The 15,759-nt window shown below is 69.2% G+C and carries 14 protein-coding genes and 1 riboswitch; of the genes, 8 read left to right on the top strand and 6 right to left on the bottom strand.

The genetic code is table 11. The annotated features are described in order from the left end of the window. The first annotated feature begins 24 nt into the window (after positions 1–24). Both ACZ561_RS31440 and nagB read left to right on the top strand, forming a co-directional pair. Positions 25–777, top strand: a complete 753-nt coding sequence (locus tag ACZ561_RS31440; protein WP_471001443.1) for an SDR family oxidoreductase — start codon at positions 25–27, stop codon at positions 775–777. Between the two features lie 172 nt (positions 778–949). Continuing rightward, on the top strand, positions 950–1,735 hold the full coding sequence (gene nagB / locus ACZ561_RS31435) for a glucosamine-6-phosphate deaminase (protein ID WP_376441422.1): 786 nt from the start codon (positions 950–952) through the stop codon (positions 1,733–1,735). Between the two features lie 65 nt (positions 1,736–1,800). On the opposite strand, the gene ACZ561_RS31430 is transcribed toward nagB, so the two are convergent. From ACZ561_RS31430 to ACZ561_RS31415, 4 genes are all read right to left on the bottom strand, one after another. Beyond that, positions 1,801–3,315 (bottom strand): glycoside hydrolase family 3 protein, encoded by a 1,515-nt coding sequence (locus ACZ561_RS31430; RefSeq protein WP_471001440.1) that lies wholly within the window; start codon positions 3,313–3,315, stop codon positions 1,801–1,803. Positions 3,316–3,324: 9 nt separating this feature from the next. Continuing rightward, positions 3,325–4,179 (bottom strand): carbohydrate ABC transporter permease, encoded by an 855-nt coding sequence (locus ACZ561_RS31425; protein ID WP_471001438.1) that lies wholly within the window; start codon positions 4,177–4,179, stop codon positions 3,325–3,327. Then, positions 4,176–5,168 carry a carbohydrate ABC transporter permease gene (locus ACZ561_RS31420; protein ID WP_471001435.1) on the bottom strand — a complete coding sequence of 331 codons (993 nt, stop codon included), beginning with the start codon at positions 5,166–5,168 and terminating at the stop codon, positions 4,176–4,178. The genes ACZ561_RS31425 and ACZ561_RS31420 overlap by 4 nt, the downstream gene beginning before the upstream one ends. A gap of 79 nt (positions 5,169–5,247) precedes the next feature. After that, positions 5,248–6,528: an extracellular solute-binding protein gene (locus ACZ561_RS31415; protein WP_471001432.1), complete on the bottom strand. Its 1,281-nt coding sequence runs from the start codon at positions 6,526–6,528 to the stop codon at positions 5,248–5,250. A 283-nt stretch (positions 6,529–6,811) separates the two neighbouring features. Here ACZ561_RS31415 and ACZ561_RS31410 point away from each other — a divergent pair, with 283 nt between their 5' ends. The 6 genes from ACZ561_RS31410 (at position 6,812) to ACZ561_RS31385 (ending at position 13,930) form a co-directional block, all read left to right on the top strand. Further along, complete coding sequence (locus ACZ561_RS31410) at positions 6,812–7,576, top strand: GntR family transcriptional regulator (RefSeq protein ID WP_329125380.1); 765 nt, start codon at positions 6,812–6,814, stop codon at positions 7,574–7,576. A 210-nt stretch (positions 7,577–7,786) separates the two neighbouring features. Next, complete coding sequence (locus ACZ561_RS31405; RefSeq protein ID WP_361436479.1) at positions 7,787–8,041, top strand: DUF3311 domain-containing protein; 255 nt, start codon at positions 7,787–7,789, stop codon at positions 8,039–8,041. After that, positions 8,038–9,657 carry a monocarboxylate uptake permease MctP gene (mctP, locus tag ACZ561_RS31400; protein ID WP_471001428.1) on the top strand — a complete coding sequence of 540 codons (1,620 nt, stop codon included), beginning with the start codon at positions 8,038–8,040 and terminating at the stop codon, positions 9,655–9,657. Before ACZ561_RS31405 ends, mctP begins: the two co-directional genes overlap by 4 nt. A gap of 83 nt (positions 9,658–9,740) precedes the next feature. After that, the gene (locus ACZ561_RS31395) at positions 9,741–10,244 is read left to right on the top strand and encodes a GNAT family N-acetyltransferase (protein ID WP_471001425.1); all 504 of its coding nucleotides are present in this window, start codon (positions 9,741–9,743) and stop codon (positions 10,242–10,244) included. A gap of 53 nt (positions 10,245–10,297) precedes the next feature. Beyond that, positions 10,298–10,422: riboswitch (cobalamin riboswitch) on the top strand. A gap of 128 nt (positions 10,423–10,550) precedes the next feature. Then, positions 10,551–12,914, top strand: coding sequence for a ribonucleoside-diphosphate reductase subunit alpha (locus ACZ561_RS31390; protein ID WP_471001422.1), 2,364 nt, complete (start codon positions 10,551–10,553; stop codon positions 12,912–12,914). Beyond that, complete coding sequence (locus ACZ561_RS31385) at positions 12,914–13,930, top strand: ribonucleotide-diphosphate reductase subunit beta (RefSeq protein ID WP_471001419.1); 1,017 nt, start codon at positions 12,914–12,916, stop codon at positions 13,928–13,930. Before ACZ561_RS31390 ends, ACZ561_RS31385 begins: the two co-directional genes overlap by 1 nt. Before the next feature lie 82 nt (positions 13,931–14,012). On the opposite strand, the gene def is transcribed toward ACZ561_RS31385, so the two are convergent. Then, positions 14,013–14,642, bottom strand: a complete 630-nt coding sequence (def, locus tag ACZ561_RS31380; protein WP_376441391.1) for a peptide deformylase — start codon at positions 14,640–14,642, stop codon at positions 14,013–14,015. 69 nt (positions 14,643–14,711) lie between these two features. Continuing rightward, positions 14,712–15,692, bottom strand: coding sequence for a tetratricopeptide repeat protein (locus tag ACZ561_RS31375; protein ID WP_471001416.1), 981 nt, complete (start codon positions 15,690–15,692; stop codon positions 14,712–14,714). Positions 15,693–15,759: the final 67 nt, after the last annotated feature.

Below are 15,759 nucleotides of genomic sequence, written 5' to 3'. Positions count from 1 at the left end.
CTATGGAAATAAGGGGGGCGTCCGATGGGTGCGCTCAAGGGGAAGACGGCACTGGTCACGGGCGGTAGCCGGGGCATCGGGCGGGGTATCGCGGAGCGGCTCGGGCGGGACGGCGCGCGGGTGGCGGTGCACTACGGAGCCAACGAGACGGCGGCGAAGGAGACGGTCGCGGCGATCGAGGCGGCCGGCAGCGAGGCGTTCGCGATCGGTCAGGAGCTGGGACCGCCGGGGGACGCGGCGGCGCTGTGGGAGCGGTTCGACGCCCACGAGGACGGGCTCGACATCCTCGTCAACAATGCGGGGATCGGGGCCTCGCGGCCGTTCGCGACGATCGACGAGGCGGAGTACGACCGGCTCTTCGCGGTGAACACGAAGGCCCCGTTCTTCCTGGCGCAGCAGGGTGCCGAGCGGCTGCGCGACGGGGGCCGGATCATCAACATCTCCACCGGGCTGAGCCACGCCGCGATGATGCCGGAACTGATCGCGTACGCGATGTCCAAGAGCGCCCTGGACACCTTCACGCGCTATCTCTCCAAGGTGCTGGGCGCGCGGGGCATCACGGTGAACGCGGTGGCGCCGGGGATCGTGGACACGGACGTCAACGCGGACTGGCTGCGGGGGAACGAAGAGGCGTGGGCGGGCGCGGCGGCGCTGTCCGCCCTCGGGAAGGTCGGCACACCCGCGGACATAGCCGACGTGGTGGCCTTCCTGGCCTCGCACGACGGGCGCTGGGTGACAGGTCAGTGGATCGACGCCACGGGAGGCTCGATCGCCTGACCGGGGGCCGGGCTCCGGTGGCTGCTCGGGCCCCGCCGTTCGACGATGGGGAGGGTCCCGTCCGTCGACTGGAAGGGCCTGAGCGGATGGCCTCGGCTCTGCTAGATTGAACTTTGATTGGTCTATACCACCAGGCCCCTCACCAGCCCCTCACCAGATCGGCAGGCAAAGCGTGGAAGTTGTCATCGTCCCGGACGCCACGGCAGGCGGAGAGCTCATCGCGGACGGCATCGCCGGTCTTCTGCGTCGCAAGCCCGACGCCGTGCTCGGCGTCGCCACGGGTTCGACTCCGCTGCCCATCTACGAGGCCCTGATCGCCCAGGTCAAGGCCGGTTCCGTGGACGCCTCGCGCGCCCGGATCGCTCAGCTGGACGAGTACGTCGGACTGCCCACCGGGCACCCGGAGTCGTACCGCTCCACCGTGCTGCGCCAGGTCGTGGAGCCGCTCGGGCTCTCCCCGGAGGCCTTCATGGGGCCCGACGGCGCGGCGGAGGACGTCCAGGCGGCCTGCGAGGCCTACGACCAGGCGCTGCGCGACGCCGGCGGTGTGGACCTGCAGATCCTCGGCATCGGGACCGACGGGCACATCGGCTTCAACGAGCCGTGCTCCTCGCTCGCCTCCCGGACGCGGATCAAGACGCTCACCGAGCAGACCCGGGTCGACAACGCGCGCTTCTTCGACAACGACATCGAGCAGGTGCCGCACCACGTCATCACCCAGGGCATCGGCACCATCCTGGAGGCCCGCCACCTGGTCCTCCTGGCCACCGGCGAAGGCAAGGCCGACGCCGTGGCCCAGACCGTCGAGGGCCCGGTCGCCGCACTCGTGCCGGCCTCCGCGCTGCAGCTGCACCCGCACGCCACGGTCGTCGTGGACGAGGCCGCAGCGTCCAAGCTGAAGCTCGCGGACTACTTCCGCCACACGTTCGCCAACAAGCCCTCCTGGCAGGGCATCTAGGGCTTCGCCCGCACGACGAGGGGCCCGGCACCTGGTTCAGGTGCCGGGCCCCTCTCGTACCCGTCTCAGAGTCCGGCGATGGCCTCCGCCGCCGCCCGGCCGCAGACCCTGGCCGCGCCGTGCGTGGCGATGTGGAGGGCGCCGCGGGGCTCCGCCTCGTTCAGGCCCATCTCCACCACGACCGTGTCCGGCCGGACCGCGAGGAGGGCGTCCAGGGCCTCGGTCATCCACGGATGCCGATGGGCGTCCCGTACGACCGCGACGATCCGTCGCTCCCCCGCGGCGGCGAGGACCGCGTCCACCGCGGGCCGGTCGTAGGCGCCCGTCTCGGTGCCGGGCAGCAACCGCTCCAGCTCCGCCGCGACACCCCACGGTGTCTCGTCACCGACCGCGATGTTGGCGACCGGAGTGAAGGCGGCGACATAGGGAGCGCGGGTGACCGGGGTGTACGGCCGCTCCCCCGTCGTCCTCACGGCCCGGCGGGCGGCGACCAGTCCGATCTCGGTGCCGGGCGCGGTCCCCTCCTGCACTGCCGCGCCCGGCCCCGATACAGCCCCCCTGGCCCGGTGCGCCTGGGTCCAGGCCGCCAGGGCGCGTACACGCGCCGCGGCGTCGGCCAGCCGCTCCTCGGGCAGTTCACCGGTCCGTACCGCGTCGACCAGCGCGTCGCGCAGTCGCAGTACGGTGTCCTCGTCGGCCAGCCCGCCGCCGACGCAGATGGCGTCGGCGCCCGCGGCGATCGCGAGGACGGATCCACGCTCGATGCCGTACGTCGACGCGATGGCCTGCATCTCCATGCCATCGGTGACGATCAGCCCGTCGAAGCCCAGCTCCTTGCGCAGCAGACCGGTCAGGATCTGCGGGCTCAAGGTCGCCGGACGGTCCGGGTCGAGCGCGGAGAGCAGGATATGCGCGCTCATCACCGCTTTGGTACCCGCCGCGATCGCGGCGCGGAAAGGTACCAGCTCACGGGCGTGCAGTGTGTCCAGATCCACATCGATCCGGGGCATCGCGTGGTGGGAGTCCACGTTGGTGTCGCCATGCCCGGGGAAGTGCTTGGTGCAGGCGGCGACGCCGACGGCCTGGAGACCCTCGACGTACGCGACGGTGTGCCGGGCGACCAGTTCGGGGCCGGGGCCGAAGGACCGGACGCCGATGACCGGGTTGTCGGCGTTGGAGTTCACGTCGGCCGAGGGCGCCCAGTTGAGGTCGACCCCGCACGCGGCGAGCCGGCGGCCGAGCTCCTCGGCCACGGCGCGGGTGAGGTCCACGTCGTCGACGGAGCCCAGCGCGTAGTTGCCGGGGAAGGAGGAGCCGTTCCGCACCTCCAGGCGGGTGACGTCGCCGCCCTCCTCGTCGATGGCGACGAGGACGTCGTCACGCTCGGCCCGCAGCTGCGCGGTGAGCCGGGCGAGCTGATCGGGGGAGGCGATGTTCCGGCCGAACAGGCCGACGGAGGAGAGCCCCTCGCCGATCCTGCGGAGCAGCCAGTCGGGCGCCGTGGTGCCCACGAAGCCGGGCTGGAGGACGGTGAGCGCGTCGCGGGTCAGGGTGTCCGAGGCGCGTACGAGTGTGGTCATGGGGCGGCGTTATCCCTTCACCGCGCCGGCCGTCAGGCCGGCGGCCATCTTGCGCTGGACGAGGAGGAAGAGGATCACGATGGGGACGGCCATCATGGTGGAGCCCGCCATCATCGGGGCGTACTCCGTGCCGTTCTTCGTGATGAAGTTGGAGAGCCAGACGGTGGCCGTCTGGTTCTGCTGGCTCATCAGCATCAGCGCGTACAGGTACTCGTTCCACGCCTGGATGAAGCCGTAGACGGAGGTGGCGACCATGCCCGGGGCGAGCAGCGGGAAGACGACCCGGATGAAGGCGCCGGTGCGGGTGCAGCCGTCGACCTGGGCCGCCTCCTCCAGCTCCTTGGGGATGTTGACGATGAAGCCGCGCAGCGTCCACACCGTGAAGGGGAGGATGAAGGTCAGGTAGGTGATGATCAGGCCGGTGAGCCGGTCGTACTGGCCGAGGTCGTTGAGCATGAGGAAGACCGGGATGATCATCGCGACCAGCGGGACCATCTGGACCGCCAGGATGCCGACGATCACGATCTTGCGGCCGCGGAAGGCGAACCGGGAGATGGCCAGGGCGGCCAGCATGCCGACGACGATGCCGATCAGGACGACGGCGGAGGAGACGATGAGGCTGCGTCCGACGGGTCCCCAGAAGTCCGCGATCTCCAGCGCGCGCTTGAAGTTCTCGAGCGTGAAGGTCGAGGGGAAGAAGTGCGGGTCGGGGTCGATGGCGTCCTTGGCCGGCTTGAACGCCGTGTTCAGCATCCAGTAGACCGGGAAGCCGATCGTCGCGACGACGAAGAGCCCGATGAGGTTCCAGCCGAGCTTGGACTTGCGGCGGCGGGTGACGGCGGGGGCCGCGGTGGTCGTGGTCACTCCACCTCTCCGATCTTGAGCATCTGACGCATGTACACGGCGACCACTCCGAGCAGCAGGACGACCGTGACAAGCGCGATCGCGGAGCCGGTGCCGTAGTCGTTGACGACGAACGCCTTGTCGAACGAGTACGTGGTGAGCAGCTGGAACTCGGCCTCGGGGTGGCCGTTGCGCATCACGTAGACCTGCGGGAAGACACCCATGTCCCAGATCACCGAGAGGGTCGTCAGCATGACGATGATCGGCTTGAGGATGGGCAGGGTGACGAAGCGGAAGACGCCCCAGGCTCCGGCGCCGTCGAGGCGGGCGGCCTCTTCGAGCTCCTTGGGGACCTGGGTGAGGCCGGCGCTCAGGGTGATCACGACGAAGGGCACGGCGCCCCAGACGACGAGCAGCATGATCACGGCGAGGCCCTGCGGCCCGCTGGCGAACCAGTTGTGGCCGATCATGTCGACGCCCGGAAGCCTGCTCAGCAGCCAGTTGAGCACGCCGTAGTCGGCGTCGAAGAGCCACTTGAAGATGGCGGTGGCGACGATGATGGGCATGCCCCAGCTCGCCACGAGCACGATGTTGATGAGGGCCTTGACCCAGCCGGAGACCTTCTGCAGCAGCAGCGCGATCATCATGCCGAGGACCATGGTGAGGACGACCGCGCCGACCGTGAAGATCACGGTGCGCAGGACGACGGTCCAGAACTCGCTGTCGGCGAGGATCTTGGCGAAGTTGGAGAATCCGGCCGACTCCGCCTCCTGGAAGCCCCAGAGCTGCGGCTGTCCGAAGTGCTGGAAGGAGAGGGTGACCAGGCGCACGATCGGATAGCCGAGCACCAGGAGCAGAACGAGCAGGCATGGCGCGAGCAGGAGCCAGGGGACTCCGCCTCCGCCGTTGGTGGGCTTCTTCCCCGGCTTCGGGGCACCGGCCCCCGGGCCGGATGGTGGCGATTGCCGCACCGGCGGCACCTTCGCGGTGGTTGTGTCTGCGGCACTCATCCCGTGCTCCTCAGCGATCCCTCTCGTGGTACGGGAAGCAGGGCCCCGTCGTCGTGACCGACGGGGCCCTGCTCATAGGTCACTTGGTGTTGATGACCTTGTCGATCGCGGCGTCCGCGTCCTTGGCGGCGGCCTCGACCGACTTCTTGCCGTTCGCGATGTCGATCAGCATCGTCTTGAGGATCTGGGCCTTCTCGACCTGACCCCAGCCCGGAGCGGTCGGGACGAACCAGCTGGACTCGGCGGCCGTGGCGGCGACCGTGGTGGCCGGGTCGTTCTTCAGCGGGGCGAGGTCCGCCTTGTTGTTGGGCAGGTTGCCCTTGGCGACGAGGCCCTTCTGGCCCTCGGCGCCGGTGAAGGCGTTGATCCACTCGGCCGCGACGCCCTGCGCCTTGGACTTGACCGGGATGGCCAGGTCGGAGCCGCCGAGGAAGACCGGGAGGTTCTTGCCGGACGGGCCGGGCATCACGAAGTTCTCGAGCTTGTCGGCCAGTCCGCCGACCTTGTCGGTCTTCGGGTCGGCCGCGGTGGCGCCCTCCCAGCCGGCGGCGAACATCGCGGCGGCGTTGCCCTGGCCGAAGACGACCGGGCGGTCGGCCTCGTCCTTGGTCTTGTCGCCGTGCATGTACTTGTCGAGGATGGTCTTGTACTCGTTGAGGCCCTTGAGGGACTCCGTCGAGGACAGGTTCGACTTCCAGGTCTCGCCGTCCTGCTTGGCGATGGAGCCGCCGGCCTCGAAGACGAAGGACATCGCGGCGTACCAGTCGGGCGACGGCTGGTACCAGGCGCTGAACTTGTCGCCCTTCTTCTTCTGGATGGCGTCGAGCGCGGCGGTCAGCTCGGCCCAGGTCTTCGGGGCGGCCTTGACGCCGACCTCGGCGGCGATGTCCTTGCGCCAGGTGCCCACGCGGCCACCGGCGTAGTAGGGGACGCCGTAGGTCTTGCCGTTGTAGGTGACCGAGTCCTTGAGGGCGTCGAGCCACTTGTCCGAGTTCTCGAACTTCGACGCGTCGACCTCGGCGAAGGCGCCCTTGGCCATGTAGCTGATCATCTCGGAGTTGCCCATCTCGACAACGTCCGGGGCCTTGTCCGTGGCGAGCACCGCGTCGAGCTTGGTGTTCTTGTCCGGCCAGCCGTAGTACTCGTGCTTGATCTTGATGCCCGGGTGCTTCTTGGTGACCGCGTCGTCGGCGGCCTTGACCAGCTCGGGCCAGTTGTTCTGGGCGTCGACCGTCAGCCAGACGGTCAGCTCCTTGGCGTCTCCGCCGGCGTTGTCCCCGCTCTTGTCAGTACCGCCACACGCCGCGACGCCGACCATGATGCCCGCGACGCCGATCGCCGCGATGAGCTTGCGCTTCACGCCACCCTCCTCAGGGATGCCTGCAACCCCCCCACCGCGCGAAGACATACGTCGAGTAGTGCTCGTGGGGCTGGGACCTGGCCTTTAATGGTTTAGACCAGTACCCGGAGCTTGGCCTAGACCTTTAGGGGTGTCAAGGGTGTATAAGAAGGGCAGTCGCGTCCGTTATCGGACCGACACCTGAGGGAGGGCGACGACCCGTGACCGGTCCGTGCCACCATGTGAGCCGCGACAGACGGAGGAGCCGGTGACGGCAGCAGCACAGGAGTCGGGAAGGCAGGCCATGGCCACGGACGCGGGCAGTACGGAGAAAGACAGCGGGGTCACCACCCGCACCGCGCGCGTACCCAAGTACTACCGACTGAAGCGGCACTTGCTCGACATGACGGAGACCCTGCCGCCCGGCACACCGGTCCCGCCGGAGCGCACTCTCGCCGCCGAGTTCGACACCTCGCGCACCACCGTGCGCCAGGCCCTGCAGGAGCTGGTCGTCGAGGGCCGGCTGGAACGCATCCAGGGCAAGGGCACCTTCGTGGCCAAGCCCAAGGTCTCGCAGGCGCTCCAGCTCACCTCGTACACCGAGGACATGCGCGCCCAGGGCCTGGAGCCCACCTCGCAGCTGCTCGACATCGGGTACGTCACCGCCGACGACACCCTCGCCGGGCTGCTCGACATCTCGCCGGGCGGACGCGTGCTGCGGATCGAGCGGCTGCGCCTCGCGAGCGGCGAGCCGATGGCGATCGAGACCACACACCTGTCGGCCAAGCGCTTCCCGGCGCTGCGGCGGTCGCTGGTGAAGTACACCTCGCTCTACACGGCACTCGCCGAGGTGTACGACGTCCATCTGGCCGAGGCCGAGGAGACCATCGAGACCTCCCTCGCCACCCCGCGCGAGGCCGGTCTGCTCGGTACGGACGTGGGCCTGCCGATGCTGATGCTCTCCCGCCACTCGCTGGACGCGCAGGGCGAGCCGGTCGAGTGGGTGCGGTCGGTCTACCGCGGCGACCGGTACAAGTTCGTGGCCAGGCTTCAGCGACCCAACGGCTGAGCGGAACACGCCACTTCGGCGTGAACCGATGCCCCGGCACATCCGTGAGGAGTGTCGGGGCATTGTCGTCTCCACTGAGCCGCACAGATCGACACCCGTCCGTTATTCGGACGGGGGTTCCATGGAGCGAAACAGTCCCCTAGATTTCACGCGCATTACGCAGGTGATCCATGCGATCCATGGTGTTCAGCGAGGGGACGGAGTCGCCGTATGTCTGAAGTGACACAAGGGAAACAACCGGTCGTCACACCGGTCCGTGTGGTGGTCGCGCTCTGTCTGATCGCGCCATTCGTGGCGATGCTCTGGGTGAGCTCGTACGCGAAGGTCGAACCGACCTTCGCCGGCATCCCGTTCTTCTACTGGTACCAGATGGCCTGGGTCGTCATCTCGACCGTGCTGACCATGATCGCTTACAAGCTGTGGCAGCGTGACCAGCGCGCCCGCAAGGAAGGTGCGTCGAAGTGAAGGACGGCGTGAACGGCGTCGCACTCGCCGTCTTCATCTTCTTCTTCCTGGCCGTCACGGTCATGGGATTCCTCGCCTCGCGCTGGCGCAGAGCCGAGAACGAGAACAGCCTCGACGAATGGGGTCTGGGCGGCCGCTCGTTCGGCACCTGGGTGACCTGGTTCCTGCTCGGCGGCGACCTCTACACCGCGTACACCTTCGTCGCCGTCCCTGCGGCCATCTACGCGGCGGGCGCGGCCGGCTTCTTCGCCGTCCCGTACACGATCCTCGTGTACCCGCTGATCTTCACCTTCCTGCCCCGCCTCTGGTCGGTGTCGCACAAGCACGGCTATGTCACCACCTCCGACTTCGTCCGCGGCCGCTTCGGCTCCAAAGGCCTGTCGCTCGCGGTCGCCGTCACCGGCATCCTCGCGACGATGCCGTACATCGCGCTCCAGCTGGTCGGCATCCAGGCCGTCCTGGACGTGATGGGCGTGGGCGGCGGCGAGAACACGCACTGGTTCATCAAGGACCTGCCGCTGCTCATCGCCTTCGGTGTCCTCGCGGCGTACACCTACTCCTCGGGTCTGCGCGCTCCGGCGCTCATCGCCTTCGTCAAGGACACGCTGATCTACATCGTCATCGCGGTGGCGATCATCTACATCCCGATCAAGCTGGGCGGCTTCGACGAGATCTTCGCCAAGGCCGGCGAGGCGTACGCGACGATCAACCCCGCCACCGAGAAGCCGCGCGGTGCGCTGGTGCCGGGCGAGATGGGCCAGTGGGGCTACGCGACGCTCGCGCTCGGCTCCGCGCTCGCGCTCTTCATGTACCCGCACTCGATCACGGCGACGCTCTCCTCGCGCAGCCGTGACGTGATCCGCCGCAACACCACGATCCTGCCGCTGTACTCGCTGATGCTGGGCCTGCTGGCGCTGCTCGGCTTCATGGCGATCGCCGCCGGCGTGAAGGTGACCAACGGTCAGCTCGCGATCCCGCAGCTGTTCGAGAACATGTTCCCCGACTGGTTCGCCGGCGTGGCCTTCGCCGCCATCGGCATCGGCGCGCTGGTGCCGGCCGCGATCATGTCGATCGCCGCCGCCAACCTCTTCACCCGCAACATCTACAAGGACTTCCTGAAGCCGGACGCCACGCCGGAGCAGGAGACCAAGGTGTCCAAGCTGGTGTCGCTCCTGGTGAAGGTCGGCGCGCTCGCCTTCGTCCTCACCATGGACAAGACGGTGGCGATCAACTTCCAGCTGCTCGGTGGCATCTGGATCCTGCAGACCCTCCCGGCGCTGGTCGGCGGTCTGTTCACCCGCTGGTTCCACCGCTGGGCGCTGCTCGCCGGCTGGGCCGTCGGCATGGTCTACGGCACGGCGGCGGCGTACGGCGTGGCCAGCCCGACCCAGAAGCACTTCGGCGGCTCGTCCGCCGAGATCCCGGGCATCGGCGAGATCGGCTACATCGGCCTCACCGCCTTCGTGATCAACGTGATCGTCACCGTCGTCCTCACCTTCGTCCTGAAGGCCGTCAAAGCCCCCGAGGGCGTCGACGAGACGTCTCCGTCGGACTACACGGCGGACGCGGGCGACTCGGGCGTGAAGCCGCTGCCCAAGGTCGGCGCCGGTCACTGACCGTTCCGGTCCGCGCGAGGGCCCGGGGTCTCCGAGAGGAGACCCCGGGCCCTTCGCCGTGTCCCCGAGGCAGACTTCACCCCATGGACTTCACCATCAGGGCGGTACGGCCCGAGGAGTACGAGGCCCTCGGCGAGGTCACCGCGCGCGCCTTTCTCGACGACGGACACCTCGACTTCGGCGAGGACGACTCCTATCTGCATGTGCTGCGGGACGTGGCCAGGCGGGACGCCGAGGCGGAGGTACTGGTGGCGGTGGACCGCGCCGGGACGGTGCTCGGCGGCGTGACCTTCGCCATGGGCGGCGGGGAGTGGGCCGACATCGCGGGCGAGGGCGAGGCCGAGTTCCGGATGCTCGCCGTGGCGAAGGGCGCGCGGGGCCGGGGTGTCGGCGAGGCGCTCGTACGGTTCTGTGTGGAGCGGGCCAGGGAGACCCCGGGATGCCGGCGACTGGTGCTCTCCACCCAGTCGACCATGGCCTCCGCGCACCGGATCTACGAGCGGATGGGCTTCGTCCGTACCCCAGAACGGGACTGGAAACCGCTCGCCGACATGGATCCCCTGTACACGTACGGCCTGGAGCTCTGAGCCGCCAACGACACAACATGTGGGGGGTGCTTCGAGGAGCGCCCCCCACATGTATGCTCATGCTCGCTGTCCTCGCAGGGGAATCCGGTGCAAATCCGGAACTGTCCCGCAACGGTGTGGTTTCTGTGTGCTTGCACGCCGGCCGAGTCCGAAGACCTGCGGACAGCGCGCCCGGTCCTTCCGTTCCGGGTGCACAGACGTCCGGGCCTCGCGGAGTGGGCCGCGGCGCGGCGCTGCCCTGCGTACGGGCGCGCCGCCGCCCGCCTTCCCCCGCCGGCCCCGAGCCGAGCGAGGGAGAGCCCCCACGTGACCATCGCGCCCGCCGATCCGGCCGCAGCGATCGAGAGCGACGGACCCGGGACCGTACTTCTGCGGACCCTGACCGACCTCACCGCCGATCTCCCCGACACCGACCCCGGCAAGGTCGCCGCCGCCGCGCTGCGTGGCCGCAACGCCGGTTCGGACGAGGCCGAGCTGCGCGAGCTGGCCACGGAGGCGGCCGCCGGTCTGATCGCCGAGGACCCCGCGTACTCCCGGCTCGCCGCCCGGCTCCTGACCATCACCATCGCCGACGAGGCGGCCGGACAGGGCGCGTACTCCTTCTCCGCCTCGGTCGCCGTCGGTCACCACGAGGGCCTGATCGCCGACCGCACCGCCGAGTTCGTCCGGCTGCACGCCGAGCGGCTCGACACGCTCATCGACGCGGACGCCGACGACCGCTTCGGCTACTTCGGTCTGCGCACCCTCTTCTCCCGCTACCTGCTGCGCCACCCGATCACCCGCAAGGTGATCGAGACCCCGCAGCACTTCATGCTGCGCGTCGCCTGCGGCCTGGCCGAGGACGACTCCACCCGCGCGCTGGACGAGGTCGCGGCGCTGTACGGGATGATGAGCCGGCTCGACTACCTGCCCTCCTCCCCCACGCTCTTCAACTCCGGCACCCGCCACCCGCAGATGTCCTCCTGCTATCTGCTGGACTCCCCGCTGGACGAGCTGGACTCGATCTACGACCGCTACCACCAGGTCGCGCGTCTGTCGAAGCACGCCGGCGGCATCGGGCTCTCGTACTCCCGCATCCGCGCCCGCGGTTCGCTGATCCGCGGCACCAACGGGCACTCCAACGGCATCGTGCCGTTCCTGAAGACGCTCGACGCCTCCGTCGCCGCCGTGAACCAGGGCGGCCGGCGCAAGGGCGCGGCCGCGGTCTACCTGGAGACCTGGCACGCGGACATCGAGGAGTTCCTGGAGCTGCGCGACAACACCGGTGAGGACGCCCGGCGTACGCACAACCTGAACCTCGCGCACTGGATCCCGGACGAGTTCATGCGCCGGGTCAACGCGGACGCCGACTGGTCGCTGTTCTCCCCGGCCGACGTGCCCGAGCTGGTCGACCTGTGGGGCGAGGAGTTCGACGCCGCGTACCGGGCCGCCGAGGCGAAGGGCCTGGCCCGCAAGACCATGCCGGCCCGTGACCTGTACGGCCGGATGATGCGGACCCTGGCCCAGACCGGCAACGGCTGGATGACGTTCAAGGACGCCTCGAACCGTACGGCCAACCAGACGGCCGAGCCGGGCCACACGGTCCACTCCTCCAACCTCTGCACGGAGATCCTGGAGGTCACGGACGACGGGGAGACGGCCGTCTGCAACCTGGGCTCGGTCAACCTCGGCGCCTTCGTCCTGAACGGCTCCATCGACTGGGAGCGGCTCGACGCGACCGTCCGTACGGCCGTCACGTTCCTCGACCGGGTCGTGGACATCAACTTCTACCCGACCGAGCAGGCCGGCAACTCCAACGCCCGCTGGCGCCCGGTGGGCCTGGGCGCGATGGGTCTCCAGGACGTCTTCTTCCAGCTGAAGCTGCCGTTCGACTCCCCCGAGGCACGCGCGCTGTCCACCCGTATCGCCGAGCGGATCATGCTCGCCGCGTACGAGGCGTCCGCCGACCTCGCCGAGCGCAACGGGCCGCTGCCGGCCTGGGACAAGACCCGCACGGCGCGCGGTGTGCTGCACCCCGACCACTACGACGTCGAGCTCAACTGGCCCGAGCGCTGGGCCGCGCTGCGCGAGCGGATCGCCGCCGTCGGGATGCGCAACAGCCTCCTCCTCGCCATCGCGCCGACAGCGACCATCGCCTCGATCGCGGGCGTGTACGAGTGCATCGAGCCGCAGGTCTCCAACCTGTTCAAGCGCGAGACGCTCTCCGGCGAGTTCCTCCAGGTCAACTCGTACCTGGTCGACGAGCTGAAGAAGCTCGGCGTGTGGGACGCGCAGACCCGTGAGGCGCTGCGCGAGTCCAACGGCTCGGTGGCAGGCTTCACCTGGGTCCCGGCCGAGGTCCGCGAGCTGTACCGCACGGCGTGGGAGATCCCGCAGCGCGGCCTGATCGACATGGCGGCGGCCCGTACGCCGTTCCTGGACCAGTCGCAGTCCCTGAACCTGTTCCTGGAGACGCCGACGATCGGCAAGCTGTCGTCGATGTACGCGTACGCCTGGAAGCAGGGCCTGAAGACGACGTACTACCTGCGCTCCCGCCCGGCGACGCGGATCGCCCGCGCGGCCCAGGCCGCGACGCCCACCGCCGCCACCATCCCCGTCCAGCAGGTCGCCGACCCCGACGCCGTCGCCTGCTCCCTTGAGAACCCCGAGTCCTGCGAGGCCTGCCAGTAATGAGCTCCAACGAACAGAAGAACCTCCTCGACCCGGGCTTCGAGCTGACTCTCCGCCCCATGCGCTACCCGGACTTCTACGAGCGCTACCGGGACGCGATCAAGAACACGTGGACGGTGGAGGAGGTCGACCTCCACTCGGACGTCGCCGACCTCGCCAAGCTGACGCCGGGTGAGCAGCACATGATCGGCCGTCTGGTCGCGTTCTTCGCGACCGGTGACTCGATCGTCGCCAACAACCTCGTGCTGACGCTGTACAAGCACATCAACTCCCCCGAGGCGCGGCTGTACCTCTCGCGCCAGCTGTTCGAGGAGGCCGTGCACGTCCAGTTCTATCTGACGCTGCTCGACACCTACCTGCCCGACCCGGAGGACCGCGCCGCCGCGTTCGCCGCCGTCGAGAACATCCCCTCCATCCGCGAGAAGGCGCAGTTCTGCTTCAAGTGGATGGACTCGGTCGAGAAGATCGACCGGCTGGAGACGCAGGCCGACCGCCGTCGCTTCCTGCTGAACCTGATCTGCTTCGCCGCGTGCATCGAGGGCCTGTTCTTCTACGGCGCCTTCGCCTACGTGTACTGGTTCCGGTCCCGCGGTCTGCTGCACGGGCTCGCAACCGGCACCAACTGGGTGTTCCGCGACGAAAGTTGCCACATGGACGCCGCTTTCGCGTTCGTCGACACCGTACGGCAGGAAGAGCCCGAGCTCTTCGACGACGAGCTCGGCCGACAGATCACCGCCATGATCAAGGAAGCCGTCGAAGCGGAACTGCAGTTCGGCCGCGACCTCTGCGGTGACGGCCTCCCCGGCATGAACACCGAGTCGATGCGCGAGTACCTCCAGTGCGTCGCCGACCAGCGCCTCGTACGCCTCGGCCTCTCCCCGGTCTACGGCTCCGACAACCCCTTCTCCTTCATGGAACTCCAGGGCGTCCAGGAGCTGACGAACTTCTTCGAGCGCCGTCCGTCCGCGTACCAGGTGGCGGTCGAGGGCTCGGTGGACCTGGACGAGGACTTCTAGGTCCCGGCCGCAGATGACGAAGGGCCCCGCTCCGGGGGGAGCGGGGCCTTCGTCATGCACTCGTACGAGAGCGGGAGCGAGATCAGTCGTTCGGGACGGTCTCGTAGCGCGGGGTGCCCTCTTCCATCTGGCGCAGCGCGTCCTTGCGGTCGCGCTTGGAGAGGCGGTCGATGTACAGGTAGCCGTACAGGTGGTCCGTCTCGTGCTGGAGGCAGCGGGCGAAGTAGCCGGTGCCGCGGACCTTGATCGGGTTGCCCTGGGCGTCCTGGCCGTGGACCTCGGCGTAGTCCGGGCGGGCCAGCGAGGCGTACGCGGTCGGGACCGACAGGCAGCCCTCGTTGGAGTCGTCCAGAACGCGGCGGTCGGCAGGCAGGTCCTGGAGCACCGGGTTGACGACGACACCGGTGTGCCGCACGCCCTCGTCGTCGGGGCAGTCGTAGACGAAGACCTTGAGGTCCACACCGATCTGGTTCGCGGCCAGGCCCACGCCCTCGGCCGCCTTCTGGCTGGCGAACATGTCGTCGATCAGGGCGGCGAGCTCGTCTCCGAACTCGGTGACCTCCTTGCACTCCTTGTGGAGCACCGGGTTGCCGACGACCGTGATCGGGCGCGCCGTGCCGCGCTCGCGGTACGCGAGCTCACGCGCCTCGCAGTCCTCCGTGTCGACGACGAAACCGTCGTTGATCTGCTCGTCAGTCTCCTGCTGCGCCATTCCGCCGCACGCCTTCCTCAGAACCCCAGTCGATGGTCCCGTACAGCCTAAGGGCAGGATCCGGGCAGTTCAGCAGACCTCTTCGAGATCCCGCCACTCGCGGTTGTCGGGGCTGTCCGCCACCCAGCCGTCGAGGAGCCCGCGGACCAGGCCGACGGGCGCGGCGATCCCGCACTCCCGTTCGGGGACCCAGAGCTCGCCGGGCGAGCGGTGACCGAGGGGGCCGGGGTGTCCCGGTTCGCTGTGGTCGTGGGGGTCGAGATGCTCGCCCTCGCCCTCGGCGCTGGGCATCGTCGACTCGGAGCAGGCGCGACAGAGCAGCCGGACCGACGAGGACCAGTCCTCGGCGGCGAATCCGGCGTCCGCGGCGAGCTGCTCCAGGGCGTCGCGGTCGGCCTCGGTGGCGGCCTCCAGGAGGACCACCCAGGTGGGGACGGGCGAGGGGGCCCACAGCTCGATCTCGTCGAAGACGGGGTAGGAGGGGCCCGCGGTGGTGGTGCGCTCGCCGTTGGGCACGCCGTCGTGGAGGACGACCTCGCCCCAGCGCCGGCCGGAGGACGGCAGCGGGATGGACAGCACCTCGATACGGGCCGGGTCGAGCCTGCGGCCCCACACGACCTCGGCCTCGCCCTCGGGCGAGAGCCGGACGGCGGCGCTGCCGAGCTCCATGCCGGCGGGCTCACCGGTCCCGGAGGAGGCCCCGGGCACCTTCAGCCCGTACGCCTGCCAGGCGCGGCGGGCCAGCGGCCAGTCCTGGAGCGCGGTGGCGGCGATGCCGACATTCCACCAGTCCGGGGCGCCGGTCTCCTTGTCGAGGAGCGCGACGGCGCGCAGCCCGGCGGCCCGCGCCTGCTCCCAGTCGTGCCGGAACTTGTGCAGCAGCGCCAGGTTGAACCAGGACTCCGAGAGCCAGGGCTCCAGATCCGCCGCGCGCGTGAGCAGCGCACCCGCGTCCTCGTACCGGCCGTCGCCGATCAGCGTGAACGCGCGGTCGGTGGCCTGCCGCCACGAGGCGGAGGGCCGATGCCGTACCTTCCCGAAGATCCTCACGATTCCCGCCTGCCGGTCGCTTCACCCTCTTGTTCGCATCCAACCATGCCCGGTTGGACGCGCGCTC

The sequence above is a fragment of the Streptomyces sp. NPDC039609 genome (assembly GCF_055596705.1).
Note: the sequence above shows the minus strand (reverse complement) of the source record. Positions and strands in the feature narration are given on the sequence as shown.